Source organism: Streptomyces sp. NPDC001796 (genome assembly GCF_042892355.1).
Lineage (GTDB): Bacteria > Actinomycetota > Actinomycetes > Streptomycetales > Streptomycetaceae > Streptomyces.
In genome coordinates, this window is sequence record NZ_JBIAUC010000019.1 from 37,840 (window position 1) to 63,630 (window position 25,791).

A 25,791-nucleotide genomic window follows, 5' to 3' on the forward strand; every position below is an offset into this window, starting at 1 on the left:
GCTCACAGGGTGTCACTGGTTGCCGTGGCCATCCGCTGTTACGCCGCCCCCTGGCTGCCGATCGGCTTCCGGTGCACCGGAGTTCACGGGCGAACACCACAGTGGTGTGCGCCAATCCTGCACCACCCCTGTCATCGGACACGTCGGGAGCAGCAGCATGTGCGAGGACGACCACGGCAACGGCAACGGCAACGGCATGGGAAGACGCGCACTGTTCGTGACGGGTGCGGCCGCCGCGCTTACGTTGGGAACCGTGAGCTTCTCCGAGGGCCCCGCCGCCGAGGCGGCCGACAACCAGGAGACGAGGACGGTGCGCGGCACGCTGCCCACCGGCTCCCCCGACTTCGTGTACCTGCCCGTCGACGTCCCCGAGGGCGTCCGTGAGATCAGGGTCGCCTACACGTACGACAGGCCGTCCGTCCCGGCCGGCACCCAGGGCAACGGCCTGGACGTCGGCATCTTCGACGAGCGCGGCACCGAGCTGGGCGGCAAGGGCTTCCGCGGCTGGTCCGGCGGCGCGCGCAGCGAGTTCTTCGTCCGCGCGGACGACGCGACCCCCGGCTACATCCCGGGGCGTATCCGCCCCGGCACCTGGCACATCGTGCTGGGCCCGTACACGGTGGCGCCGCAGGGCCTCACATACGAGATCACGATCACGCTCACCCGCGGCGCGCAGAGCGAGACCCCGAAGCCCGTGTACCCGCCGTCCCGGGCGAAGGGCCGGGGCCGCGCCTGGTACCGCGGAGACTGCCATCTGCACTCCTGGTACTCCGACGGCCGCCGCACGCCCGCCGAGATCGCGGCGCTGGCCCGGGCGGCCGGCCTGGACTTCATCAACAGCTCCGACCACAACACGCACTCCTCGCACGCCCACTGGGCCGACCAGGCGGGCGACGACCTGCTGATCATGACGGGCGAGGAGGTGACGACCCGCAACGGCCACGTGGTCGCGCTCGGCACCGACCCGGGCACGTTCGTCGACTGGCGCTACCGGGCCCGCGACAACCGCTGGGCCCGCTTCGCCCAGCAGATCCGCCGGGCGGGCGGCCTGGTCGTCCCGGCCCATCCGCACGCCACCTGCGTCGGCTGCGGCTGGAAGTTCGGATTCGGCGAGGCGGACGCGGTGGAGGTGTGGAACGGCCCCTACACCCCGGACGACGAGGTGACGCTCGCGGAGTGGGACAACACGCTGGTGGCGTCGGTCCGGGAGGGCCACGGCCGGTGGCTGCCCGCGATGGGCAACAGCGACGCGCACCGCGACCCGGACGCGGTGGGCAGCCCGCAGACGGTGGTCCTCGCCGACGACCTGACCCGCGAGGCCATCCAGGAGGGCATCCGTGCGGGCCGCTCGTACGTCGCCGAGTCGAAGAACGTCTCCCTGACCTTCACCGCCTCGGGCAGCCGCGGCGAGCACGCGGGCATCGGCGAACGGCTGCGGGTGGACGGCGACACTCCTGTCACGGTCCGCCTGGAGGTGCGGGGCGCCCCGCGCTGCACGGTCCGCTTCGTCACCGACCAGGGCGTGCTGTTCACGAGCGACCCGCTGCCGGTGTCCGGCTCGGGCACGGCCGAATGGCGTACGACACCGGCCTACGCGGCCTACGTGCGGGCCGAGCTGCGGCACGAGGCGGCGGCGGGACCGGTACCGGGGGCGCTGGCCGCGTTCACCAATCCGATCTTCCTGGGCGGGGCGTAGAGGCATCCGTAGGGCGCGCGGCCGTTCTACGCGCGCCCTGCGCCCCGGTCTGCGAGACTGCGCGGAGTGCCCAGCACCTTCCCGCCGTCAAGGAGAGCGAGGGACGATGTCGGACTTCGTCGATCGCAAGTACCGCGCCGTCACGGCGTTCCAGCGCCGGATGAACCCGGTGCTGCGCCGCCTGCCGCTCCAGACGGTGCTGGAGACGACGGGCCGCGTGTCCGGGCTGCCGCGCCAGACCCCGGTGGGCGGCCGCCGCGTCGGAAACTCCTTCTGGCTGGTGTCGGAATACGGTGAGAAGTCCCAGTACGTCCGCAACATCCGGGCGAACCCGCGCGTCCGTGTCCGCATCCTGGGACGCTGGCACACGGGCACGGCCCACCTGCTCCCGGACGACGACCCCCGGGCCCGCCTGAAGCAACTGCCGCGCATGAACAGCGTGGCGGTACGGGCCTTGGGGGCGCAGCTGCTCACGGTCCGGGTGGACCTGGACGGCTAGGGCCTCTCGTTTGGATCATGCCGGGCTCGCGGGGCCTGATCCAGAAACACCCCAGGCGGTGGGGAATCGCCGGGCACCCCTGATCAGCCCGGCCACACGATCGCCTGCAACTCGCTGTAGGCGTGCAGGGCGTAGGAGCCCACGTCGCGCCCCACCCCGCTCTTCTTGAAGCCGCCGAACGGCGCCTCCATGTTGCGGCCGACCGTGTTCACTCCGACGCCGCCCGCGCGCAGCCGGCGCGCCACGCGGAAGGCGCGGGCCACGTCGCCCGACCAGACGTAGTCGATCAGGCCGTAGTCGGAGGCGTTGGCCAGGTCGACGCCCTCCTCCTCGCCCTCGAAGGGCACCACCACGACCACCGGGCCGAAGATCTCCTCCCGGACCACCCGCATGTCGGGTGTGCAGTCCGCGAGGAGAGTGGGGGCGACGTAGAAGCCGCGGTCGTGCGGAGGCCGTTCGCCGCCGGTGACCAGCCGGGCGCCCTCCTTGCGGCCCAGCTCCACGTACGCCTCCACACGGTCCCGGTGCGCCGCCGAGATCAGCGGGCCGACCACGGTGTCCCTCTCACGCGGATCACCGACCTTCAGGTGGCGGGCGTACGCCGCCAGCCGGTCGACCAGCCGGTCGTACACGCCCCGTTGCGCGAGCACCCGCGTCGGTGCCGTGCAGATCTGGCCGCTGTAGAAGGAGAACGTGGTGCCGATCCCGGCCACCGCCGCGTCCAGGTCCGCGTCGTCGAAGACGAGCGCCGCCCCCTTGCCGCCCAGCTCCATCAGCTGCCGTTTCATGGACCGGCCGCACACCTCGGCGATGCGCTGCCCCACGGCCGTGGAGCCGGTGAAGCTCACCATGTCGACGTCCGGGCAGTCCACGACCGCCTCGCCCACCTCCGGGCGCGCGCCGCCGACCACGTTCACCACGCCCGGCGGCGCGCCCGCCTCCTGGAGTGCCTCCGCCATGCGGTACACCGACAGCGGGTCCTGCGGGGCCGGCTTCACGACCACCGTGTTGCCCATCGCGAGCGCGGGCGCGACCTTGCCGGCCGGGTTCGCCCAGGGGTTGTTGTACGAGGTGACGCAGGCGACCACGCCGACCGGCCGGCGCACGGCCAGGGCACCCATGACGGTCGCCGGGCCGAACGGCCCCGCCTCGTTGATCTGCGGCGGCAGCGGCTGCTCCACCGGTTCCACCCGCGCGTACCTCCGGAAACGCGCCACCGCGACCCCGACCTGCATCCCGCGCGCCGTCCCGGTCGTCGCGCCGCTCTCCGCCTGCGCCAGCTCGGCGTACGACCCCAGGCGGCCCTGGATGAGGTCGGCCGCCCGCGCCAGCACCGCCGCCCGCTCCTCGGGCGGCGTCAGCGACCACGGCCCGAACGCCTCGCGGGCAGCGGCGCAGGCCGCCCGCACCTGGTCCCGCGAGGCCTGCGGCGCCCACCCGACGATCCCCTCGGTCGCCGGGTCGGTCACCTGGTGGTGGCCGTCGTCCGGCTCCACCCAGGCGCCGCCGACGAACAGCCGCTGCCGGTCGGTCACGTGGTGCTCACCGTCCTGGTGTCCCGCCCGGAGCGCAGCACCTTCCCCGGTACGGTCCCGGTCACCACGTCGTCCCGGATCGCCTCGACGCCGTTGACCCACACGGCCCGTATCCCGATCGCCCGTGAGTCCAGCCGCGGGCTGTCACCCGGCAGGTCGTGCACCAGGGTGGCCTGTCCGGCGTCGATCCGCTCCGGTTCGAAGAGGACCAGGTCTGCATGGAAGCCCTCCCGCACCCGGCCGCGCTCCCGGAGCCCGAACAGCTGCGCGGGGTCGTCCGACAGCATCTTCACGGCCTGCTCCAGCGGCACCAGCTTCCGGCCGCGCAGACAGTCCCCGAGGAACCGGGTCGTGTACGGTGCCCCGCACATCCGGTCCAGGTGGGCGCCCGCGTCGGAGCCGCCGAGCAGGACGTCCTCGTGCCGCCAGGTGTCGGCCCTCAGGGCCCAGGAGCCGGGGTCGTTGTCGGTGGGCATGGGCCACAGCACCGTGCGCAGCTCGTCGTTCGCGCAGATCTCGACCAGGCACGCGAAGGGGTCCTGGCGGCGCTCGGCCGCGACGTCCTTCACGACGCGCCCCGTCAGGCCCTCGTTGCGCGAGCTGTAGGTGTCGCCGATGACGTACCGCCCGAAGTCGGTGAGGCGGCGGAAGACGCCGGCCTCCTTGGAGTGGGCGCGGCGCAGCATCCCGTCCCGGACCTCGGGGTCGCGCAGTTTCGCGATCCGCTCGGGCACGGGCAGGGCGAGGATCGGTCCCCAGCCGGGGATCAGGTTGAGGGCGCAGAAGGTGCCCAGGGACATGTTCATCGGCGTGAGGACGGGCATGGTGAGGGCGACCACCCGGCCGCCCACCTTGCGGGCCCGCTCGCTCGCCGAGAGCTGGCGGGGTACGCGTTCGGGGACGGCCGCGTCGATGGTGAGGACGTTCCAGTTCAGGGGCCGTCCGGCCGTCGCGCTCATCTCCGCCAGCAGGTCGATCTCCGGGTCGCTGAACTGGTCCAGGCAGCCCGCGACGATCGCCTCGATCTGGGTTCCCTCGTGCTCGCCGACCGCCTTGGCGAGCGCCAGCAGCTCCGCCGGCCGTGCGTGCCGGGAGGCGACCGGCTTTCCGTCACCGTCGGAGTGGGTGGAGGACTGCGTGGTGGACAGCCCCCAGGCGCCCGCGTCCATGGCCTCGTGGAACAGCCGCAGCATGGCGCCCAGCTGCTCGTCCGTCGGCTGCCCGCCGATCGCGTCCGGGCCCATCACGTACCGCCGCAGCGCGCAGTGCCCCGCCATGAAACCGGCGTTGACCGCGATCCGCCCTTCGAGCGCGTCCAGGTACTCCCCGAAGGAGTGCCAGCTCCAGGGCGCCCCCTCCTCCAGGGCGACCAGGGACATGCCCTCCACCTTCGACATCATCCGCCGGGTGTAGTCGGCGTCCTCGGGGCGCGCCGGATTCAGCGGGGCGAGGGTGAAACCGCAGTTGCCGGCCGCGACCGTGGTGACCCCGTGGTTCAGGGACGGGGTCGCGTAAGGGTCCCAGAACAGCTGGGCGTCGTAGTGGGTGTGCGGGTCGACGAAGCCGGGGGCGAGGACCAGGCCGGTGGCGTCCTCGCTGCTGCGGGCGCCCTCGGTGACCGTGCCGACGGTGGCGATGCGGCCGTCGCGTATGCCGACGTCCGCGGTGTACGCGGGCGCGCCCGTCCCGTCCACGACGGTCGCACCCTTGATGACGTGATCGAGCATCCGCCGCACCCCTCAGGCAGCCTGACGGAATCGGCTGGTCCGGTGAACCGGATCCGTGTCGATCTTCGGGATCACGTGCTCGCCGATCAGCCGGATCGTCTGGAGCGTCTCCTCCTTCGGTATCCCGACCGGCAGCCCGAAGCTGAGCTGGTCGGCGCCCGCCTGCTCCCACCTCTTGCACTGCCGCAGCACCTCGTCCGGGTCCCCGCAGACGAGCAGCTCCTCCTCGATGAGCAGTTCGAGGAATTCCTCGGTGTACTCGGGGAGCGTCTCCGGCCACACGGGGAAGCCCTCGGGGCGGGGGAAGGTGTCGTGGTAGCGGAAGACGAGCGACGGCAGGTAGTGCAGTCCGCCGTTGACCGCGATGCGGATCGCCTCCTCGTGCGTGGGCGCGCAGATCGCGGTGCTCGTCACCATCACGTTGTCGTTGACGAAGTCCCCGACGGGCTCGGCGTCCACCACCGCCCGCTTGTACTGCTCCAGCACCCACTCCATGTCGGACACCTTCTGCACACTGAAGCCGAGCACCCCGAGACCCTTCTTCGCGGCCATGGCGTACGAGGACGGGGACCCGGCGGCGTACCACATCGCGGGGTGCGACTTCCCGTACGGCTTGGGCAGCACCTTGCGGGGCGGCAGCGACCAGTGCTTGCCCTGGAAGCCCGCGTACTCGTCCTGGAGCCACATCTTCGGGAATTCCGCGATGGTCTCCTCCCAGATCTCCCTGGTGAAGTTCATGTCGGTGATGCCGGGCAGGAAGCCGAGGATCTCGTGGGAGCCGGCGCCGCGGCCGCTGCCGAACTCGAAGCGGCCCTCGCTGAGGTGGTCGAGCATCGCGACCTTCTCGGCGACCTTCACCGGGTGGTTGACCTGGGCGAGCGGGTTGAAGATCCCGGAGCCGAGGTGGATGCGCTCGGTGGCGTGGGCGAGGTAGCCGAGGAAGACGTCGTTGGCGGAGAGGTGCGAGTACTCCTCCAGGAAGTGGTGCTCGGACGCCCAGGCGTACTTGAAGCCGGACCTGTCCGCCTGGATGACGTACTCGGTCTCCTCCATCAGCGCCTTGTGCTCGGCCAGCGGGTCGGTCTCGGCCCGCTTGCCGACGTATCCCTGTACGAAGAGCCCGAATTCCACGGAGGTCACCGTCCCCACGAGTATCTATCTGACATACCGTCAGATTGGTTTGCCGCCGACTGTCGCACCGCCCCGTTGGACCGTCAATAGCTGACGGTCAGTCAGGTAGTTGCTCAGACGATCGAGAGCCCGGCCAGCCACCCGCCGTCGATCACGAACGGCTGCCCGGTGACGTACGAGGAGTCCTCCGAGGTCAGGAAGAGCGCGAGCCGCGCCACCTCCTCGGGCCTGCCGACGCGGCCGAGCGGTACGAGCCGGCGGTACAGCTCGTCCAGGGCGCGGGACGTCTCCTGCGGATCCGCCTCCGGGTCCAGCCGGGACGGATTGGACATCGGGGTGTCGACGGCCCCCGGGCACACGGCGTTCACCCGTATCCCCCGCGGCGCCAGCTCGATCGCGGCGACCCGGGTGAGCCCGAGCACGGCGTGCTTGGTCGCCGCGTACGCCCCCACGGCTGCCATACCGGTCATCGCGGTGTAGGAGGCGGTGTTGACGATGGTGCCGCCGCCGGCCGCCGCGATCTCTGGAGCGACGGCCCGGATGCCGAGGAAGCAGCCGACCTGGTTGACCTGGACGACGCTCATGAACTCGTCCAGGGGCGTGTCGACCAGCGCGTTGAACCGCAGGATCCCCGCGTTGTTGACCAGCCCGTCGATATGCCCGTACGCCCCCTTCGCGGCGGCCACGGCGGCGGCCCAGTCGGCCTCCCGCCCCACGTCCAGGTGGACGTACGACTGCCCCAGCTCCTTGGCGAGCGCCTCCCCCCGGTCGTCGAGCACGTCGGCGAGGACGACCCGTGCGCCCTCCGCCGCGAACAGCCGCGCCTCCTGCTCGCCCTGCCCGCGCGCCGCCCCGGTGACGATGACGACGCGCCCGTCCAGCTTGCCCATGCGGCTTCCTCCTCAGTCCAGGCGGGGTGCCGCCTCGGCCCCGAACGCCGCGATCTGATCGGTGAGCTCGGCGCGGCTCCGGCTGCGGAACCGCACCTGGATCTGGTCCACGCCCATCGCGCGGTACGCCCTCAGGGACTCGGCGATCGCCTCCGGGGCGCCGGTGATCGTGCGCGACCCGACGTCCCAACGCGGCTCACCGACATACAGGGGCTCGGTGATGGCGCCGACGGTGAAGGGGCCGTCGAGCCCCGCCTGTTCCCGGAGCCGCCCGATCCGGGCGATCTGCGCGGGCAGCCGCTCGCGCGGATCCCCCTGCGGCAGCCAGCCGTCCCCCTTGAGCGCGGCCCGGCGGACGGCGGCGGGCGAGGAGCCGCCCACCCAGAAGGGGATGCGCGGCTGGGCGGGCCGGGGCCGCTGCCCGAGCCCTTCGAAGTCGTACTTCTTCCCGTGGTGGACCGGGAACTCCTCGGGCCCGAGGGCGGCTCGCAGCGCGTCGATCGCCTCGTCGAGCAGGGGTCCGCGCCGCCCGAAGTCCACCCCAAGCGCCTGGAACTCCTCCCGCACATGCCCGGCCCCCACCCCGAGGACGAGCCGTCCGCCGGAGAGGTGGTCGAGGGTCGCGTACTGCTTGGCGGTGACGAGCGGATGCCGCAGTCCGACGACCGCGACATGGCTGAGCAGCCGCGCCCGCCCGGTGACGGCGGCCAGGTGGGCGAGGGTGGCCACCGGGTCGTACCAGACCGTGCCCATGGCGGGGGCCAGCCGGCGCGGGACGGCGACGTGGTCGCAGCAGGCGACGTAGTCGAACCCGGCGGCGTCGGCGGCCCGGGCGACCGCGACCAGGTCTTCCGGACCGGCCCCGGCTTCCCAGGGCTCGGCGTAGAGCGTGGACTGCGACTGGACGGGAAGCTGCATCCCGTACCGGAGGCGCCCGTACCGCAGGGGCCCGCTCAACGCCTGCCGCCCGGCCACAGACCGTCCTGCGTCAGCCCCAGCAGCTCGATGGCGTTGCGCCGGACGATCCGCTCGACGACGTCCGGCTCCAGATGCCCCATCTGCGCCTCGCCGACCTCCCGCGACTTGGGCCAGGTGGAGTCGGAGTGGGGGTAGTCGGTCTCGTACAGGACGTTGCCGACCCCGATGGCGTCCAGGTTCCGCAAGCCGAAGGCGTCGTCGAAGAAGCAGCCGTGGACGTGCTCGGCGAACAGCTCGGACGGCGGGCGGTGGACCTTGTCGGCGACGCCGCCCCAGCCGCGGTTCTCCTCCCAGACCACGTCCGCGCGCTCGAGGATGTACGGGATCCAGCCGATCTGCCCTTCCGCGTACATCACCCTCAGGTTCGGGAACCGCTCGAACTTGCCGCTCATCAGCCAGTCCACCATCGAGAAGCAGCAGTTGGCGAAGGTGATCGTGGAGCCCACGGCGGGCGGGGCGTCTGCGGACGTGGACGGCATCCTGCTGCTCGACCCGATGTGCATCGCGATGACCGTTCCCGTCTCGTCGCAGGCGGCGAGGAAGGGGTCCCAGTCGTCGGTGTGGACGGACGGCAGGCCGAGGCGGGGCGGGATCTCGGAGAACGCGACGGCGCGGACGCCGCGTTCGGCGTTGCGGCGCACCTCGGCGGCGGCGAGTCCGGCGTCCCAGAGGGGGATGAGGGTGAGGGGTATGAGGCGCCCGCGCGCCTCGGGCCCGCACCACTCCTCCACCATCCAGTCGTTGTACGCCCTGATGGACAGCAGCCCGAGCTCGCGGTCCTTGGCCTCGGTGAAGGTCTGTCCGCAGAATCGCGGGAAGGTGGGGAAGCAGAGGGCGGACTGGACGTGGTTGACGTCCATGTCGGCGAGGCGCTGCGGGACGTCGTACGAGCCCGGGCGCATCTGCTCGTAGGTGATCACCTCGAGCCTGATCTCGTCCCTGCTGTGCCCGACGGCGGTGTCGAGACGGGTGAGGGGCCGGTGCAGGTCCTCGTACACCCACCAGTCGCCGAGCGGACCCTCGTCGCCGGGAGCGCCCATGACCGGGGCGAACCTGCCGCCCAGGAACGTCATCTCCTTCAGGGGCGCGCGGACGATGCGCGGACCGATGCCCCGGTACTTCGCCGGGAGGCGGTCCTGCCAGACGTTCGGGGGCTCCACGGTGTGGTCGTCGACGGAGATGATCTCCGGAAAGGCGCTGCCGGTCGCTGAGGTCTCCATGCCGGCCAAAGTAGCGCCGATCTGACGGTACGTCAGCTACTGCGGACAGAGGGCGCTCCGGACAGGGGGAGACGGGGCGCTCCTGCATACGGGGAGACGCCGCGCCCGGGATATGGGGAGAGCGTGTGGGAACTTTGTGACGCACCGCACGGTGGCCTGTGATCGCAGTCTCCCACGGCTGACGCATCCGCCATGAACAAGGCAAACTGGCCTCTTGGTTGTGGACGCTTCGGCAGGGGGCCAGGGGGCAGCGATGGACGGTGTGCCGCGAGTACCTGAGCAGCGGGGTCCCGAGGATTCGGCGACACTGCGCTTCGGGGTGCTCGGACCGGTGCGCGCCTGGCGCGGGGAGGAGCTGCTGGCCACGGGCTCGCCGCAGCAGCGCGCCCTGCTGGCCGCGTTGCTGATGCGGGAGGGCCGTACGGCGACGGCGTCCGAACTGATCGACGCGCTGTGGGGCGACGACCCGCCCCCGCGGGCGCTGGCCGCGGTCCGCACGTACGCCTCCCGTCTGCGCAAGGTGCTCTCACCGGGTGTCCTGCTCAGCGAGTCGGGCGGCTACGCGGTACGGCTCGGCGAGCCCCGCTCCCTGGACCTGGCCGCCGCCCAGGAGCTGGCCGCGGAGGCGGAGAAGGCGAAGAACTCCGGGGACCTGCGCCATGCCCGACACGTCCTGAACGAGGCGCTCGCGCTGTGGGACGGGGAGCCGCTGGCCGGGGTGCCCGGCCCGTACGCGGAGGCGCAGCGGGCCCGTCTGGAGGAATGGCGGCTGCAACTCCTCGAATCCCGCCTCGACATGGACCTGGAACAGGGGTGCCACGCGGAGGCGGTCTCCGAACTCACGGCCCTGACGGCCGCGCACCCCCTGCGCGAGCGCCTGCGGGAACTGCTGATGCTGGCGCTGTACCGCTCCGGCCGCCAGGCCGAGGCCCTCGCGGTCTACGCGGACACGCGCCGCCTGCTGGCCGACGAACTCGGGGTGGACCCCCGCCCCGGCCTGAAAGAACTCCAGCAGCGCATCCTCCAGGCGGACCCGACCCTGGCGGAACCCTCGGCACCGGCGCCGGAGCCCGCCGCCGCTCCCGTACGCCCGGCGCAGCTCCCGGCCACCGTCCCGGACTTCACGGGCCGTGCCGCCTTCGTCGCCGAACTGAGCGAGGTGCTGGCGTCGGCCGAGGGCCGGGTGATGGCGGTGTCGGCGCTGGCGGGCATCGGAGGCGTCGGCAAGACGACGCTGGCGGTCCACGTGGCCCACCAGGCCCGGTCGGCCTTCCCGGACGGCCAGCTCTACGTGGACCTGCAGGGCGCGGGCCCGCGGGCCGCGGAACCGGAGACGGTCCTCGGCTCCTTCCTGCGCGCCCTGGGCACGGCGGACTCGGCGATCCCGGACTCGCTGGAGGAACGCTCGGCCCTGTACCGCTCGGTGCTGGACGGCCGCCGGGTGCTGGTCCTGCTGGACAACGCGCGCGACGCCGCCCAGGTACGCCCGCTGCTGCCCGGCACGGAGGGCTGCGCGGCCCTGGTGACGTCACGGGTCCGTATGGTCGACCTGGCGGGCGCGCACCTGGTGGACCTGGACGTGATGTCGCCCGACGAGGCGCTGGCGCTGTTCACGAAGATCGTGGGCGAGGAAAGGGTGGCCTCGGAGCGGGAGGCGGCGCTGGACGTGGTGGCGGCGTGCGGCTTCCTGCCGCTGGCGATCCGCATCGCGGCGTCGCGGTTGGCGGCGCGGAGGACCTGGACGGTGTCCGTGCTGGCCGCGAAGCTGGCGGACGAGCGACGCCGCCTCGACGAACTCCAGGCCGGCGACCTGGCCGTGAAGGCCACGTTCGAACTGGGCTACGGCCAACTGGAGCCCGCGCAGGCGCGAGCGTTCCGCTTGCTGGGCCTGGCGGACGGCCCGGACATCTCCCTGGCGGCCGCCGCGGCGGTCCTGGACCTCCCGCTGGAGGAGACGGAGGACCTGCTGGAGTCCCTGGTGGACACGTCCCTGCTGGAGTCGGCGGCCCCGGGCCGCTACCGCTACCACGACCTGGTCCGTCTCTACGCGCGTGCGTGCGCGGAACGGGACGAACATCCGCCGAGCGAGCGGGATGCGGCGATGTCGCGGTTGCTGGACTTCTATCTGTCCACTGTCGCGGGGGTCTACCTGATCGAACGGCCCGGTGACCGGCTGGTGGACCACTTGGAGCGCGCCGAGGGCCCGGGGCTGACGTTCGCGGACCGGCGCGCGGCACAGGACTGGCTGTACTCCGAGGCGGTCTCGCTGCTCGCGTGCGTACGGCAGTCCGCGCAACGGTCAGGAATGCTACGGCGCGCCGTGGACGTCCTGTGGGCGGCGGTCGACCTTGCGGAGTCCGGCGCCAACTCCAGGGAGTACGAGGCCGTTGCCTCACGCCTGCGGGATGTGGCGCAGGAGGCGGGAGACCCGCGTTGCGAGGCGCGAGCGCTCATGGCCCTGGCCTTCGTGCATCACATCTCCGGCACCAAGTTCGACGCGGCCGTCCAGGAGGCCGAGCGGGCCACGGAGTTGGCCGAAGCGGCTGACGATCCGCTCACCAGTTGCTGGTCGTCGAACATCAGCGGCGCGATCGCGATGTACCAGAGCAGGTACGAGGACAGCGAGGTGCACTTCACACGCGCCATCGAGAACTTCCGCGCCGTGGGAGACCGCCCGGGCGAGGCGAGTGCTCTGTGCAACCTGTCCCGAACCCATCTGGCCACCGCCCGTACGGAAAGCGCAGTGGCCCTGGCCCAGCAGGGCACCGAGATGTACGACGACATGGGGCATGCCCTGAGGGGGGCCAACGGCCGGTATGCGCTGGGCCTCGCCCTCACGCAGAGCGGAAGGTTCCCCGAGGCCACCGAGTGTCTGCACCAAGCCCTGCAGGTGTTCCGGGACAGCCGCCAGCGCCTGTGGGAAGGCATGACGCTGTTCCGCCTGGCCGAACTCGACCTGGCGGCCCGACGCCCCGCACAGGCCGCGGCCAACGCGGAGACAGCGCTGACGCTGCTGCGAGGCATCGGCGGGGAATGGCGCCGTGGCAATGTCCTCACGGTCCTCGGACGGGCCCTCAACGCCATCGGCCAGCTCGACCGCGCCCAGGTGTGCTGGACGGAGGCACTCCAGATCTTCGAGTCGTTGGGCGCGCCGGAAGCAGACGAAGTCAGGGGATTGCTGACGCCGGCCGCCGTGGTCTGACCAGCGGCGCGCCGCCCGGGTGCAGGCGTTCATCATTCGTTTATCGCCACTTGGCACTCTCAACTGTGTCAAGCCGTCGCGTCGGAGGGCAGACGGAACGGCGAACGGTCGGCCCTCTAAGGTGAACCGGCCCAGCCAGATCCGTCCGGCAGCCCTCGGGGGAGTTGCCGGGCGGATCTGCCCATCCATCGCACAACACTGCCAGGGGAGCCAGCGAGATGAGCGACAAGATCACCACCGACAACGTCCACGTGACGGACGAACCGCTCACGGCGGCCGGCGACGACACCGTCACGCCGGACAACGTCCACGTCACGGGCGAACCGCTCACGGCGGCCGGCACCAACACCGGTACCGCCACGCCGGACAACGTCCACGTCACGGACGAGAAGGCCTGACCAGACCTTCCTCACACACGGGGATCGGCCGCGGCGGCGCGGAGGGGGAGCCGTCGCGGCCGAAGCGTGTCCGGCATCCGGTTCAGGACAATCAGTGGCGGATGCGCAGGAAACGGGGGTCGGGTGCACGCCCGGCCCCGTTGTCGCGCCTCCGCCCCCGCACCTGGCATTGCTTCGACCGCCCAACTCGCACCACACCGTTTCCCCGGCGTAGCCCCCGTCCACGACTCGCAGCGTCCGGAGGAGGGCCCCGTACTCCTCTTCCACCCCTCCGTCTGGGGCCGCCTTCCTCTTCGCCCTGAAACGCGGACCCAGCCCCCGGAACCGGTTGGCGGATCGTGGCCACGCGGTTATCCACAGGGGCCAGCGGGGCTGCCAAGACTTTGCGATCTCGGCCGGGTGGAGCGAAGGGCGCTGAAGGAACTGGCCGAGGAGGGACTCCTCCTCACTTCGCATGCTGTTGAAGCCGGTTGGCCTCGGCGGAGTCTTGTGCGGGTGCTTCGGAGCGAGGGCTGGCTCCACGTACGGAACGGCGTCTGGGCGGAGCCGGGGCGCACTCCGGACCTCCGCATGCGGCTCCGCGCGGTGCAGCTCCTCAATCCCCGGCTCGTCGTGAGCCACCGTTCGGCGGCCGTTCTGTGGCTCATCGAGACGTTCACTTGGTCGACCGGTGCGTCGCTGGAGTTCATCGACCCCCAGCTCACCCACCGGCCCGCCGGAGTCACAGGCCGAACTCCTCACTCCCGCCGGCCGCCGTGTCATCCTCGACTTCCTCGGTCGGCCTGAACGGCCCGGAGGTCGGCCTGAACGGCCCGGAGGTGGGGAAGTGGCTGTCGGACCGCCCGCTTCTTTGCCAGGGTCGTGCTTCCGCGGGCCGAGCCAAGGCTCGGCCGGAGGTCGATCGGCGCAGCCGACGCGGAACGCAGCGCAGCGGAGTGGAGCGCCCTTGACTCGGCAACAGCCACTTCCCCACCCCCGGGCCCGCTCAGGCCAACTCCCGGGCAACCCAGCCCACCCCCGAGCCGCCCCAGACCAACCCCCGGGCAACCCAGCCCACCCCCGAGCCGCCCCAGACCAACCCCCGGGCAACCCAGCCCACCCCCGGGCAACCCAGCCCACCCCACCCCGGCCCACCCAGTCCTCACAGCTCCTCGATCAGCCCGGTTGCGCGGAGCACCGCCGCCAACGCATCCGCTTCGCCCGTGCGTTGGTGGACCTCGAGGCAGGTGTCGGCCAGTTTGATGACGTGTTCGTCGCCGTGGTGGACGGCCAGGGCGAACACCTCCTCCGCCGACTCGGGGGCCGTGGGGAGGCTGTGCCGGGGCGCGGGGGCGGCGGGGGTGTAGGCCGCGGTCACGGCGGCGCTCGCCGCCCAGGCCGCGTGGAGGCTGAGCGCCCACTGGGTGGGCGGCAGTGCGGGCAGGGTGCGCAGGACGGCCATCGGGGCGGTCGCGGCGTGGACCAGCATGACGGCGGAGCCGTGGGCGTTGGGGAGGTAGTGCAGGGCCGCCGCGGTCGTCAGGTCGGCCAGCCGGTCCCGGGCCTGGTCGGCCTCGGTGGCGGGTCGCAGTGCGGCCAGCGCGGTGGGCCAGTCGGGCAGGTCGGTGAGCTGGTCGAGCCGGTGGTTGATGCCCGCGCTCTGGTCGGGCACCCGGGGGACGGCGGCGAGCGCGGACGCCGGATCGGCGGTTCCGGACGGGCTCGTGAACGGAACCGGCTGCCAGCGCGCCGCCCAGTAGCCGAGGGCTTGGCCCAATTCGGTCAGGCGCGGCCCGTCCTCGTGGTCCAGCAGGGCGTGGACCGCGTGGCCGGTGCGGATCACGCCGTGGGTGGCGCCGGCCGCGATGCCCGGCAGCAGCCGTGGCCACCATGTCTCCAGCACGGTACGCCAGGGCTGTTCCGTCACCTCGCGGGCGAAGAACGCCAGCCAGTCGCCGAGGCGACGCGGATCCCCGAGCGCCGCGCGCCAGTCGTCGGCCGTGAGGCGTGAGGTGCCGCGCGGCAGATCGTCGAGCCGACGGGCGTAGACGTCCAACCAGCGGTGGACCTGGCGGGCGTGACCACGTCTGACCATGGACTCCACCGCCATGGGGCCGTGATTGCTCAGCCAGCCTTCGAACTCCGGTCCCGTCCGGTGCAGCCGTTCGTACGCCTCGTCGAGTGTGCCGTCGATGTCCATGAGACCTGACGGTAAGCGCGCAACGGCCGTTCATCATCAGGCCCCGGATCGAGACTCTCCCCTCCATCGGGCCTACGTCGTCCGAAGGCCCTGTCGCGTACGCCCGCGCAGCTCTCCCTTCATCACCTTCCCGCTCGCGTTCCTCGGAAGGGCCTCGACGAACTCCACCTCCCTCGGGACCTTGTAGTTCGCCATCTCGCGACGGGACCAGGCGATCAGGTCGTCGGACGTCAGCACCGCCCCCGGGCGGCGTACCACGTACGCCTTCCCCACCTCCCCCAGCCTCGCGTCCGGTACCCCGATCACCGCTGCCTCCGTCACATCCGGGTGCAGGGCCAGCAGTTGCTCTATCTCCGCCGGGTAGGCGTTGAAGCCGCCCACGATGAACATGTCCTTGGTGCGGTCCGTGATGCGGAGGTTGCCCGCCGGGTCCAGGACGCCCACATCTCCTGTGCGCAGCCAGCCGTCCGCCGTCAGGGCCTCCGCCGTGGCCGTCTCGTCCTCGAAGTAGCCCTGCATGACGTTGAAGCCACGGACCAGGATCTCTCCGGGGACCCCCGCGCCGAGCGGTTCGCCCTGGACGTCCACCACCCGTACCTCCACTCCCGGGATCGGGCGGCCCGAGGTCGTCCCGATCACCTCGGGCGCGTCGTTCCTGCGGCACATCGTCACGAAACCGCTCGCCTCCGACAGGCCGTACGCCGTCAGGACCGTCTCGACGCCGAGTTCGTCCCGTAGCCGTTCCACCAGGCGCAGCGGCACCACCGCGGCCCCCGTCACCACCAGGCGCAGTGCGGCGAGGTCGTAGGACGCCCGTGACGGGTGGTCCAGCAGCGCCTGGTGCAAGGTGGGCGGGCCCGGCAGGACCGTCACCCGCTCCGCCGCCGTGTTCGCCAGTGCCGTGTCCACGGTGAACACCGGCTGCGGGATCATCGTGGCGCCCCGCATCAGGCAGGCCAGCACCCCGGCCTTGTAGCCGAACGTGTGGAAGAAGGGGTTGACGATCAGGTAGCGGTCGCCCTGCCGCAGACCCGTCAGGTCCGCCCACGTCTCGTAGGCCCTCAGGGTCTGCGCGTGCGTGATCACCGCGCCCTTGGGGCGGCCCGTCGTGCCCGAGGTGAACACGATGTCCGAGGGCCGGTCGCCCGTCACTGCCGACGACCTGCGCCGCACCTCCGGCTCCCCCACCCCCTCCCCGCTCGCCAGGAAGTCCTTCCAGGTGCGGAAGTCCGCCGGGGCGTCGTCCGCGAGGACCACCACCTGGTCCAGGTGCGGCAGGCCCGGCAGCGGACCGTCCCCGGGCCCCTCCCCCGCCGCCCTCCGCAGCGACGCCACATACGACGTCCCGAGGAACGCGCCGGTCACGAACAGCAGTTTCGCCCGGACGCGGTGCAGGACGTAGGCCGCCTCCGAGCCCTTGAAGCGGGTGTTGAGCGGCACCAGGACCGCGCCCGCCGACACGGCGCCCAGAGAGGAAACGATCCAGTCGAGCGTGTTCGGCGCCCAGATCCCGACGCGGTCGCCGACGCCGACGCCGTTCGCGATGCAGGCCGCCGCCGCGCGTTCGACGCGGGCGCCCAGTTCGGCGTACGAAATCCGGGTACGGCCCTCGACGACCGCCTCCGTGTCGTCGTAGCGACGGGCCGCGCTCCGCACCAGCTCCGGAATGCCGCCCCACTCCAGGTCACCGCGCACGGCGTCCTCCCCACGGTACGCGCAGCCGATCGCCATAGCTGACTGACCGTCAGATTAGCTGTAACCTGACGGCCTGTCAGCCGTCGCACGACTTCCGCGGAGGTGCAGCCATGGCAGGGTTCAAGGACGCGACCGCCGTCGTCGGCATCGGACAGACCGAGTTCGCCAAGCGGCTCCCGGAGTCCGAGAAGGCCCTGGCCTGCCGTGCCGTCCTCGCCGCCCTCGACGACGCCGGGATCGCGCCCGGCGAGGTCGACGCGCTGGCCTCGTACACCATGGAGGAGACCGACGAGGTGGAGGTCGCGAAGGCCCTCGGCCTCGGGGATCTCACCTTCTTCAGCAAGGTCGGGTACGGGGGCGGCGGCTCCTGCGCGACCGTCGCCCATCTCGCCGCCGCCGTCGCCACCGGACAGGCCACCGTCGGCGTCGCCTGGCGGTCCCGCAAGCGTGGCAGCGGGCCCCGGCCGTGGAAGAACACGGCGGTGCAACTTCCCACTCCCGCCCAGTGGACCCGGCCCTTCGGGCTCCTCAGGCCCGTCGACGAGATCGGGATGCTCGCGCGCCGGTACATGCACCGGTACGGGGCCACCAGGGACCACCTCTTCAACGTCGCCCTCGCCTGCCGGAACAGGGCCAACCAGAATCCCACCGCCATGATGTACGAGCGGCCACTGACCAGGGACATGTACATGAGCTCCCGCTGGATCAGCGAGCCGCTCTGCCTCTTCGACAACTGCCTGGAGACGGACGGGGCGTTGGCCTGTGTGGTCGTCTCCCGCGAGCGTGCCCGTGACTGCCGGCAGCGGCCCGTCTACGTCCACGCCGCCGCCCAGGGGCTGCCCGCCCAGCACCACGGCATGGTCAACTACTGGAACGACGACCCGCTCACCGGCCCCGCCTGGACCGCCGCCCGGCACCTGTGGAAGCACGCCGACTTCACCCCCGACGACGTCGACGTCGCGCAGATCTACGACGCGTTCACGCCGCTGGTCCTCCTCTCTCTGGAGGGGTACGGCTTCTGCGGCCGGGGAGAGGGCGGGGCGTTCACCGAGGGCGGTGCCCTGGAGACCGGTGGACGGCTGCCGATCAACACCGGGGGCGGCGGGCTGTCCGAGGCGTACGTCCACGGATTCAACCTGATCAACGAGGGCGTGAAGCAGCTGCGCGGGACCAGCACCGCCCGGGTTCCGGGCGCCGCCACCTGCCTCGTCACCGCCGGCGAGGGGGTCCCTACCTCCGCCCTGCTGCTGAGGAGTTGAACCATGCCCGACGCCCTCCTCTCCCCCGTCCCCGACGACGACGGCGCCCCCTTCTGGGAGTACGCCGCCCGCGGCGAACTGCGCGTCCAGACCTGCTCCGACTGCGGCGAGCCGCGCTTCCCGCCGCGGCCCTGCTGCCCGCACTGCCGGTCCTTCGCGAGCCGGTGGCGGCGGATGAGCGGGAAGGGGAGGATCTGGTCGTACGTCGTCCCGCACCCGCCGCTGCTCCCGGCGTACGCCGCGCAGGCCCCGTACAACGTGATCCTGGTCGAGTTGGCCGAGGCGCCGCACATCCGCCTGGTCGGGAACCTCGTCACCGGGCCCGGCGCGCCCCTGAACTCCGTGCCGCCCGAGCGGATCCGGATCGGTGCGGGAGTGCAGGCCGTCTTCGACGGGGACGGGCTGCCCCGGTGGGTGCTGGAGCGGTCGTGAGCGAAGGGCTGCGGATCGACGCCGACAGGGACACCGGGGTCGCGGTCGTCACCCTGGACCGGCCCGGGAGGCTCAACGCCGTCGACCTTGCGACGGCCGGTGAACTGGCCGCCTGCTGGCGCGCGTTCAGGTACGACGACTCCGTACGGGCCGTCGTCCTCACCGGTGCCGGGGAGCGGGCCTTCTGCACCGGGCTCGACCGGGACGCGGACGTGCCGCAGCCGGGCTCGCCGTACATGCTGGACGATCCGCTGCTGAGGATCGGCCCGAAGGCGAACGACCTGTGGAAGCCGGTGATCGCCGCCGTGTGCGGCATGGCCTGCGGCGGGGCTTTCTATCTGCTCGGCGAGAGCGAGTTCGTCGTCGCGGACGAGACGGCTTCCTTCTTCGACCCGCACACCGCCTACGGGATGGTCAGCGCGTACGAGGCGGTCTACATGGCGCACCGGATGCCGTACGGGGAGGCCGCTCGAATGGCGCTGATGGGGACCGCCGAGCGGATCTCGGCGCGGCGGGCGTACGAGATCGGGCTGGTGTCCGAACTCACCGCGCCCGGCGGCGCGCTGGAGGCCGCGCTGCGCTGTGCCGCCGTCGTCGCCTCGTATCCGCCGGAGGGCGTGCAGGGCACCGTACGGGCGCTGTGGGCGGCGAAGGAGGCGGCACGGGTGCAGGCCCTGGCGCAGGCACCGGCACTGATCGCGCTCGGGAACCTGCCGGCGGAGCGACAGGCGGAGCTGTTCGCGGCGCGACGGAGGGATGGGTTCCGGGTGCGGTGAGGCACCGCCCGGCCCCCGTCCGGGCCGCCACGGTATGGCACGTCCCGACCACAGGGCGTAGCGTCAGCGGTGACGGCCGCCGCCCCGAGCCCCTTCCGTCCGGTCCGGTGCGGCGGCCGTCTCCGCCCACCCGGTGGCTCAGGTGGTGCGGGACGTCCCCGTGCCCTTCTCCGCGTCCAGCGCGTACACGCAGCGGTCCTTGCTGCACGCGTACACCACGCCGTCCTTCACCACCGGGGCGCCGGTGATCTCGCCGCCGGTGGCCAGCTTCCAGCGCAGGCGGCCGTCGTCGGCCTTCAGCGTGTACAGCAGGTGGTCCGTCGAGCCGAAGTGGATGCGGCCCTCCGCGACCGCCGGGGAGCCCACGATGTCGCCGCCCGCCTGGAAGCGCCACTTGGGGGTGCCGGTGACCGCGTCGAGGGTGTACAGACCCTTGCCGCTGCCCACGTGGACGTGCCCGCCCGCCACGAGCACCGGGTCGATCGCCGCCCGGGACTCGGTGGCGATGCGCCAGCGGTCGCGGCCGTCCGCCGCGTCGAGGGCGTACACCGTGCCCAGGTAGTCCGCGAGGTAGACGCCGCCGCCCGTCACCGCCGGGCCCGGTGCGAAGGCGGGCGGGCTCAGGAAGACCGCCGGCGCCTCGAAGTGCCAGCGCAGCATGCCGCTCGCCACCTCCAGGGCCAGGACCCGGGTGCCGGCACAGACGTACACACAGCCGTCGGTCGCGTGGGTGATGCGTACGGGGACCCCGCCGCAGGAGGCCGCGTCGCCGATGGGGTACGACCAGCGCTCCTCGCCGCTGCGGGCGTCCAGGGCGCGCAGCCGGGCGTCCTGCCACACGTACGCCGTGCCGTCGTGGAGCGCGGGACCCGCCTCCGGGGTCTCGAACTCGGTCTGCGCGCCGGTGAGCTCCCACAGCTTCCGGCCGCCGGACGCCTCCCACGCCTGGACGCCGCCGCCGCGGGTGGCGGTGAGGACCGTGCCGCGGTCGGCCTTGAGGGAGTACACCCAGCCGTCCATCTGCAGCCGCCACAGATCGGTGCCCTCGCGGGCGTCCAGGGCGAACAGGGTGGGCCCGTCGGAGGCGTGGACACGGCCGTCCGCGACCGACATCGACCAGGCGACGTCGCGGGTCTTGAAACGGCGGCGGCCGGTCGCCACATCCAGGGCGTGCACCTCGAAGGAGGTGACGTAGACCAGGTCGTCGGCGACCGCGGGAGTGCCCCACACGTCGTTCGACATGCGGAACCGCCACGGTCGCCAACCGGAGGCGGCATCCGGGGGCACGGGCGGCGCGGGGACCGCGGGCACGGCTCCGGGCGCGCCGTTGACCCCGGCCCCCGGACGGGACCAGGACGCGGCGAGCGCGGCGTGAGGCGGCGGCGCCTGCAGCGCGGCGGCCCGGGCGTCGGCGACCCGCGGTCCGGGGCCGATCGGCACGGAGGCGCCCGCGAGCCGCACCGGCCCGGAGTCGGGTGCGCCGACCGGCATCGGCACCGGGTCGTGGGACGGCGGGGGCGGCACCGCGGGGCGCGCGCCGCCGCCGCTGCGGTTGCCGGAGGTGGAGGGCTTGGTGGCGGGGCGCCCGCCGCGGCGGGCCTCGATCAGGGTGACCGCCTTCTCGGGCAGCCATGCCGACGCCGTACCGCTGTCGTCGGAGCCCGAACCGAACAGGTGCGGGGCGAGCTGCGCCTGGAGGTCGGCGGGGTTGGGGCGGGCGGTGGGGTCCATCTGCATGCAGGACTCGATGAGCGGGCGCAGCTCGTCCGGCAGGCCGGACAGGTCCGGGCCCTCACGCAGCAGCATGAAGACGGTCTCGACGGGGTTCGCGCCGTGGAAGGGCGGGTGCCCGGTGGCCGCGAAGACGAGCATCGAGCCGAGCGAGAACACGTCGCTGGCGCCGGTGACGCTGCGTGAGTCCTTGGCCTGTTCGGGGGACATGTAGGCGGGCGTGCCGACGGCTACGTTGGTCATGGTCAGACGGGTGTTCGATACACCGGAGGCGATCCCGAAGTCGATCACCCTGGGGCCGTCCTCCACGACGAGGACGTTCGACGGCTTCAGGTCCCGGTGGACCAGGCCCGCCCCGTGGATGGACTGCAGGGCCTCGGCCACGCCTGCCGCGAGCCAGCGCACCGCCTGGGCCGGCAGCGGGCCGCACTCGGTCACTATCTCCTCGAGGGAGGGCGCGGGCACATAGGCGGTGGCGAGCCAGGGCACGGCCGCGCGCGGGTCGGCGTCGACCACGGCCGCCGTGTAGAAGCCGGAGACCGCCCGCGCGGCCTCGACCTCGCGGGTGAAGCGCACCCGGAACAGCTGGTCCTCGGCCAGTTCCGTACGCACCGTCTTGATCGCCACGCGCCGGCCGGACGCCGAGCGCGCGAGATAGACCAGCCCCATGCCGCCGGCACCCAGCCGTCCCAGCACCTCGAACGGCCCGATCCGCCGCGGATCGTGCTGCGTCAGCTGATCCACCACTTGCCTGCCACCTCCCCGTACGGGTCGCGTCATGCGCCTTGTGCACGCGACCCCGTGCAGCGTCTCACCACCGCACCGCCATGGCGGCACGCACCCCGATTCTTCCTGTCCGGGCGTGCGGAAGCTAACCCGAGGGCGGAACGGGGTGTCTCAGGACAAAAGCATGGCGCACGAGGGTACGGGAAGCGGGCGCCCGCATGGTGGAACAGGGGCCTGCGGACAGGGGCCCGCGGGCCGCGTCAGCGCTGGAGGAGCGCGAAGGACGCCCCCTGGTCGTCGCTGACCACCGCCACCCGTCCGTACGAGGTGTCGAACGCCGGTACCTGTACGCGCCCGCCCAGCCGGACCGTCGCGTCGAGCGCCGCCGCGCCGTCCCGGACGCCGAAGTGGACGAGGAAGTGCGGCGGCATCTCGGCGGGGAAGACGTCCTCGAGCGGGGCCCGCCCGAAGTCGGGGACGGCACCGGGGCCGAACAGGGCGTCGTGGAAGAGGCCCGAGTAGAAGGTGTTCGCGGCGGCGGTGTCCCGCGTGTACAGCTCGGCCCAGGTGAAGGAGCCGGGCTCGTGCCGCTTGCCGAAGCCCGCGTGCGCCCCGGCCTGCCAGAGCCCGAACACGGCGCCCTCGGGGTCGGCGGCCAGCGCCGCGGTGCCGAGGCCGTCCACGGGCTCGGGCAGGGCGACGACCTGGCCGCCGGCCGCCAGGATCCGCCGGGCCAGCGCGGTGGCGTCGGGGGTGGCGAAGTACACCGTCCAGACGGTGGGCATCCGCCCGTCGACCTTGCGGGTCAGCGCGGCCACCGGTTCGCCGCCGAGGTGCGCCCACACGGTGGAGCCGGGCGCCTCCTCGAAGCTCCACCCGAAGAGTTCACCGTAGAACCGCTTGCCCGCCTCGACGTCGGGCAACTGCGCGTCGATCCAGCACGGGACGCCCTCGGGGAAGGGGCCGTCGTGCGAAGACGATGGCGGATTTTCGGCCATGCTGCCAAGCTAACGTGCACGACCCGTGGAGCGCTCGCGGGCGTACTCCCTTTTCACCGCCCCGGAAGCGGGTGCAGGCCCCTGTACTCCCCATTTGCAGTCGGCCGAATCGCGCTTCGATCACCCCTCGGTAAGCTGACGGCATGACAGGACAAGTGCGTACCGTCGACGGCCGCGTGGCCGGTCGACGCGGGCAGGCGACGCGGCAGAAGCTGCTCGACTGCCTCAGCGAGATGCTCAGCTCCTCGCCTTACCGCGACGTCAAAGTCATTGATGTCGCCCGGAAGGCGGGGACGTCACCGGCGACCTTCTACCAGTACTTCCCGGACGTCGAGGGCGCCGTTCTCGAGATCGCGGACCAAATGGCCGCGGAGGGCGCCGGGTTGACCCAGCTGCTGGAAGGCCGCTCCTGGGCCGGGAAGGCCGGCTGGCAGACCGCGCAGGAACTCGTGGAGGGGTTCCTGGAGTTCTGGCGCAAACACGACGCCATCCTGCGCGTCGTGGACCTCGGCGCGGCCGAGGGCGACAAGCGCTTCTACAAGATCCGCATGAAGATCCTGAACTCGGTGAACAACTCCCTCGCGGACTCGATCGCCGAGCTCCAGTCCAAGGGCAGGGTCGACAAGGACGTGAACCCGGCGGCAGTGGCGGGCGCGCTCGTGGCGATGCTCGCGTCCGTGTCCTCCCACCAGAAGGGCTTCACGTCCTGGGGCGTCAAGCAGGCCGAACTGAAGCCGAACCTCGCGCTGTTGGTGTATCTGGGCGTCACCGGCAGGAAGCCGACGAAGTAGCCCCGGCCACGGCACTTCGCCGCGACGACGCCAAGTCCTGTCACCCAGGCGGCGGTTCACCCGAGTGGACCGCCGCCTGTCGCGCCGTCCGGCCCACCGTGCCAGTGCCCCGTGTCCAGGAGCGCGGTCATCGCGGTACGAGCCGGAACAGCCGGATCTCCCGCTCCACCCGCTCCTGGTACGTGGCGTACGGCGGCCAGAACGCCAGTGCCGCCTTCCACGCGGCCTCCCGCTCACTCCCCCGCAGCAGATGGGCCGTGACCGGGATGTCCTCGCCCCTGAAGCTGATCTCCGCCTCGGGGTGGGTGAGGAGGTTGTGGGTCCAGGCCGGATGGCCGGGCCGCCCGAAGTTGGAGCCGATCAGGAGCCAGCTGCCGCCCTCCTCCGGCATGCACGCGAGCGGCGTACGGCGGGCGAGGCCGCTTCTCGCGCCGGTGGACGTGAGGATCACGCCCGGCAGCAGCTGCGCGCTGAGCAGCACCTTTCCACCGGTCAGCCGGTGCACCGCGCGGTCCAGGGCGGGCACGACGTGCGGCGCGGCCCTGGCGAAGGCCCGCGTGGAGGACACCTTCTGCACGATCCGCACACCGAGGGCCGTCATACGGCCACCTCCCTCTGCTCGAAGAGCCCCGCCGCGTCCGCCGCGTGCGCCCGCAGCCGGTGCACGGGCCCGAACAGCAGCTCGTCGCCGGTGGCCCGTTTGAAGTAGAGATGCGCAGGGTGCTCCCAGGTGAAACCGATACCGCCGTGCAACTGGATCCCCTCGGCCGCGGCGGTCCGCAGCGCCTGAAGGGCCTGGGCGAGCGCGAGCCCGCCGACCTGCCCACCCGACTCCCGCCACCGCCCTTCCAGGGAGGCTCCCCCAGTGCTCAACGCCTGGGGGTACCCCCATCGCGCCGCACCTCCTGATTCCTCCGCACCGGCCCAGGCCGCGTAGTACGCCGCCGAGCGTGCCGCGCGCACCCGCACGTACACGTCGGCCAGCCGGTGCTTCACAGCCTGGAAGGACCCGATGGGCCGCCCGAACTGCTCCCGCCGACGGACGTACTCGACGGTCCGCTCCAGCACCCGGTCGGCGGCGCCCACGGCCTCGCAGGCGAGCACGGCGGCGGCACGGTCCCCGACCGCGGCGAGCGCCCCCGGCACGTCGGCACCGTCCTCACCGAGCAGTTCCGCCTCCGTCTGGCGGAGTTGGATCCGGGCGCAGGGCCGCGTCCCGTCGAGGGCGGTCTGCCGCGTCCGGACGGCACCGTCCCGTACGAGGAACAGCAGCGTCCGCGACCGCGCGAAACCTCCGGCGTGCGCGGCCACGACCAGCAGCCCTGCACTGTGCCCGTCGAGGACCTGCGCCGCCTCCCCGTAGAGCCGCCAGGTGCCGGCCGACCGCCGCGCCTGGATGCCACCGGCCCGTCCGCCGCCCGCCCAGTCGCCCCGGTTGTCCCCGACGAGGGCGAGGGCGGTGGCGAGAGCGGCGCCCGGGACGGCGAGGGTGGCGGTCAGCTCCCCGGCGGCGATCCGGGGCAGCAGTGCGCTGCGCTGGGCGTCGGTGCCGAGGGCGAGCAGCAGGGGCGCGGCGAGGACCGCGGTGGCGAGCAGCGGGGAGGGGGCGAGGGTCCGGCCCACCTCCTCGCAGGCGAGGGCGAGTTCGGTGGTGCCACAGCCCGAGCCGCCGTAGGCCTCGGGGAGCGCCAGCCCGGGCAGACCGAGCTGTCCGCCGAGGGTGGCCCACAGGGCGGGGTCGTACCCGGCGGCGGTCCCTGCGGCGGCGCGCACGTCCTCCGGCCCGCAGCGCTTGGCCAGCACCTCGCGCACCGTACGGCGGACCTCGTCCTGTTCGGCGGTGAAGCGTGTGTCCATGCGCGACCGACCCTTCCACGATCTGATGGGCCGTCATATTACGGCGACCGGTCTTCGCACGCACAGACCCC

The 25,791-nt window shown here is 72.4% G+C and carries 20 protein-coding genes; 8 read left to right on the forward strand and 12 right to left on the reverse strand.

The features are described 5' to 3' along the window. The first annotated feature begins 157 nt into the window (after positions 1 to 157). Positions 158 to 1,696 (forward strand): CehA/McbA family metallohydrolase, encoded by a 1,539-nt coding sequence (locus ACFYZE_RS29080; protein WP_389000260.1) that lies wholly within the window; start codon positions 158 to 160, stop codon positions 1,694 to 1,696. 106 nt (positions 1,697 to 1,802) lie between these two features. Then, entirely contained in the window at positions 1,803 to 2,195 is a 393-nt protein-coding gene (locus ACFYZE_RS29085; protein ID WP_389000263.1) for a nitroreductase/quinone reductase family protein, read from the forward strand. 83 nt (positions 2,196 to 2,278) lie between these two features. Here the strand turns inward: ACFYZE_RS29085 and ACFYZE_RS29090 are convergent, their stop codons facing one another. The 6 genes from ACFYZE_RS29090 to ACFYZE_RS29115 form a co-directional block, all read right to left on the reverse strand. After that, positions 2,279 to 3,730 carry an aldehyde dehydrogenase family protein gene (locus ACFYZE_RS29090; RefSeq protein WP_389000266.1) on the reverse strand — a complete coding sequence of 484 codons (1,452 nt, stop codon included), beginning with the start codon at positions 3,728 to 3,730 and terminating at the stop codon, positions 2,279 to 2,281. Then, positions 3,727 to 5,457: an amidohydrolase family protein gene (locus tag ACFYZE_RS29095; protein WP_389000268.1), complete on the reverse strand. Its 1,731-nt coding sequence runs from the start codon at positions 5,455 to 5,457 to the stop codon at positions 3,727 to 3,729. Before ACFYZE_RS29095 ends, ACFYZE_RS29090 begins: the two co-directional genes overlap by 4 nt. Positions 5,458 to 5,469: 12 nt before the next feature. Continuing rightward, complete coding sequence (locus ACFYZE_RS29100; RefSeq protein ID WP_389000271.1) at positions 5,470 to 6,588, reverse strand: LLM class flavin-dependent oxidoreductase; 1,119 nt, start codon at positions 6,586 to 6,588, stop codon at positions 5,470 to 5,472. Positions 6,589 to 6,701: 113 nt separating this feature from the next. Beyond that, positions 6,702 to 7,478 (reverse strand): SDR family NAD(P)-dependent oxidoreductase, encoded by a 777-nt coding sequence (locus ACFYZE_RS29105; RefSeq protein ID WP_389000274.1) that lies wholly within the window; start codon positions 7,476 to 7,478, stop codon positions 6,702 to 6,704. Positions 7,479 to 7,490: 12 nt separating this feature from the next. After that, entirely contained in the window at positions 7,491 to 8,396 is a 906-nt protein-coding gene (locus tag ACFYZE_RS29110; RefSeq protein WP_389000276.1) for a TIGR03619 family F420-dependent LLM class oxidoreductase, read from the reverse strand. A gap of 35 nt (positions 8,397 to 8,431) precedes the next feature. Next, positions 8,432 to 9,676, reverse strand: a complete 1,245-nt coding sequence (locus ACFYZE_RS29115; RefSeq protein ID WP_389000279.1) for an amidohydrolase family protein — start codon at positions 9,674 to 9,676, stop codon at positions 8,432 to 8,434. Between the two features lie 253 nt (positions 9,677 to 9,929). Here ACFYZE_RS29115 and ACFYZE_RS29120 point away from each other — a divergent pair, with 253 nt between their 5' ends. Both ACFYZE_RS29120 and ACFYZE_RS29125 read left to right on the forward strand, forming a co-directional pair. Beyond that, positions 9,930 to 12,878: a BTAD domain-containing putative transcriptional regulator gene (locus tag ACFYZE_RS29120; RefSeq protein WP_389000282.1), complete on the forward strand. Its 2,949-nt coding sequence runs from the start codon at positions 9,930 to 9,932 to the stop codon at positions 12,876 to 12,878. Between the two features lie 218 nt (positions 12,879 to 13,096). Further along, positions 13,097 to 13,276 carry a hypothetical protein gene (locus ACFYZE_RS29125; RefSeq protein ID WP_389000284.1) on the forward strand — a complete coding sequence of 60 codons (180 nt, stop codon included), beginning with the start codon at positions 13,097 to 13,099 and terminating at the stop codon, positions 13,274 to 13,276. Positions 13,277 to 14,417: 1,141 nt separating this feature from the next. On the opposite strand, the gene ACFYZE_RS29130 is transcribed toward ACFYZE_RS29125, so the two are convergent. Both ACFYZE_RS29130 and ACFYZE_RS29135 read right to left on the reverse strand, forming a co-directional pair. Beyond that, positions 14,418 to 15,455 (reverse strand): questin oxidase family protein, encoded by a 1,038-nt coding sequence (locus ACFYZE_RS29130; protein WP_389000287.1) that lies wholly within the window; start codon positions 15,453 to 15,455, stop codon positions 14,418 to 14,420. A 72-nt stretch (positions 15,456 to 15,527) separates the two neighbouring features. Further along, on the reverse strand, positions 15,528 to 17,186 hold the full coding sequence (locus ACFYZE_RS29135) for a FadD3 family acyl-CoA ligase (RefSeq protein WP_389000290.1): 1,659 nt from the start codon (positions 17,184 to 17,186) through the stop codon (positions 15,528 to 15,530). 74 nt (positions 17,187 to 17,260) lie between these two features. On the opposite strand from ACFYZE_RS29135, the gene ACFYZE_RS29140 reads away from it, so the two are divergent. Genes ACFYZE_RS29140 through ACFYZE_RS29150 form a run of 3 tightly spaced genes read left to right on the forward strand, consistent with a single transcriptional unit; the run spans position 17,261 to position 19,617 of the window. Beyond that, positions 17,261 to 18,409 carry a lipid-transfer protein gene (locus tag ACFYZE_RS29140; protein WP_389000293.1) on the forward strand — a complete coding sequence of 383 codons (1,149 nt, stop codon included), beginning with the start codon at positions 17,261 to 17,263 and terminating at the stop codon, positions 18,407 to 18,409. A gap of 3 nt (positions 18,410 to 18,412) precedes the next feature. After that, positions 18,413 to 18,841 (forward strand): Zn-ribbon domain-containing OB-fold protein, encoded by a 429-nt coding sequence (locus ACFYZE_RS29145; protein ID WP_389000296.1) that lies wholly within the window; start codon positions 18,413 to 18,415, stop codon positions 18,839 to 18,841. Next, on the forward strand, positions 18,838 to 19,617 hold the full coding sequence (locus ACFYZE_RS29150) for an enoyl-CoA hydratase/isomerase family protein (RefSeq protein ID WP_389000299.1): 780 nt from the start codon (positions 18,838 to 18,840) through the stop codon (positions 19,615 to 19,617). The genes ACFYZE_RS29145 and ACFYZE_RS29150 overlap by 4 nt, the downstream gene beginning before the upstream one ends. 138 nt (positions 19,618 to 19,755) lie before the next feature. Here ACFYZE_RS29150 and ACFYZE_RS29155 read toward each other — a convergent pair whose 3' ends face one another. Together ACFYZE_RS29155 and ACFYZE_RS29160 are read right to left on the reverse strand one after the other, a co-directional pair. Then, complete coding sequence (locus ACFYZE_RS29155; protein WP_389000302.1) at positions 19,756 to 22,095, reverse strand: PQQ-binding-like beta-propeller repeat protein; 2,340 nt, start codon at positions 22,093 to 22,095, stop codon at positions 19,756 to 19,758. 239 nt (positions 22,096 to 22,334) lie between these two features. After that, the gene (locus tag ACFYZE_RS29160) at positions 22,335 to 23,072 is read right to left on the reverse strand and encodes a VOC family protein (RefSeq protein WP_389000305.1); all 738 of its coding nucleotides are present in this window, start codon (positions 23,070 to 23,072) and stop codon (positions 22,335 to 22,337) included. A gap of 155 nt (positions 23,073 to 23,227) precedes the next feature. Between ACFYZE_RS29160 and ACFYZE_RS29165 the strand changes: the two genes are divergently transcribed. Then, positions 23,228 to 23,863, forward strand: a complete 636-nt coding sequence (locus ACFYZE_RS29165; protein WP_389000445.1) for a TetR family transcriptional regulator — start codon at positions 23,228 to 23,230, stop codon at positions 23,861 to 23,863. Positions 23,864 to 23,990: 127 nt separating this feature from the next. Here ACFYZE_RS29165 and ACFYZE_RS29170 read toward each other — a convergent pair whose 3' ends face one another. Both ACFYZE_RS29170 and ACFYZE_RS29175 read right to left on the reverse strand, forming a co-directional pair. After that, positions 23,991 to 24,464, reverse strand: a complete 474-nt coding sequence (locus tag ACFYZE_RS29170; RefSeq protein WP_389000307.1) for a nitroreductase family deazaflavin-dependent oxidoreductase — start codon at positions 24,462 to 24,464, stop codon at positions 23,991 to 23,993. Beyond that, on the reverse strand, positions 24,461 to 25,720 hold the full coding sequence (locus tag ACFYZE_RS29175) for an acyl-CoA dehydrogenase family protein (protein ID WP_389000310.1): 1,260 nt from the start codon (positions 25,718 to 25,720) through the stop codon (positions 24,461 to 24,463). Before ACFYZE_RS29175 ends, ACFYZE_RS29170 begins: the two co-directional genes overlap by 4 nt. Between the last annotated feature and the right edge of the window lie 71 nt (positions 25,721 to 25,791).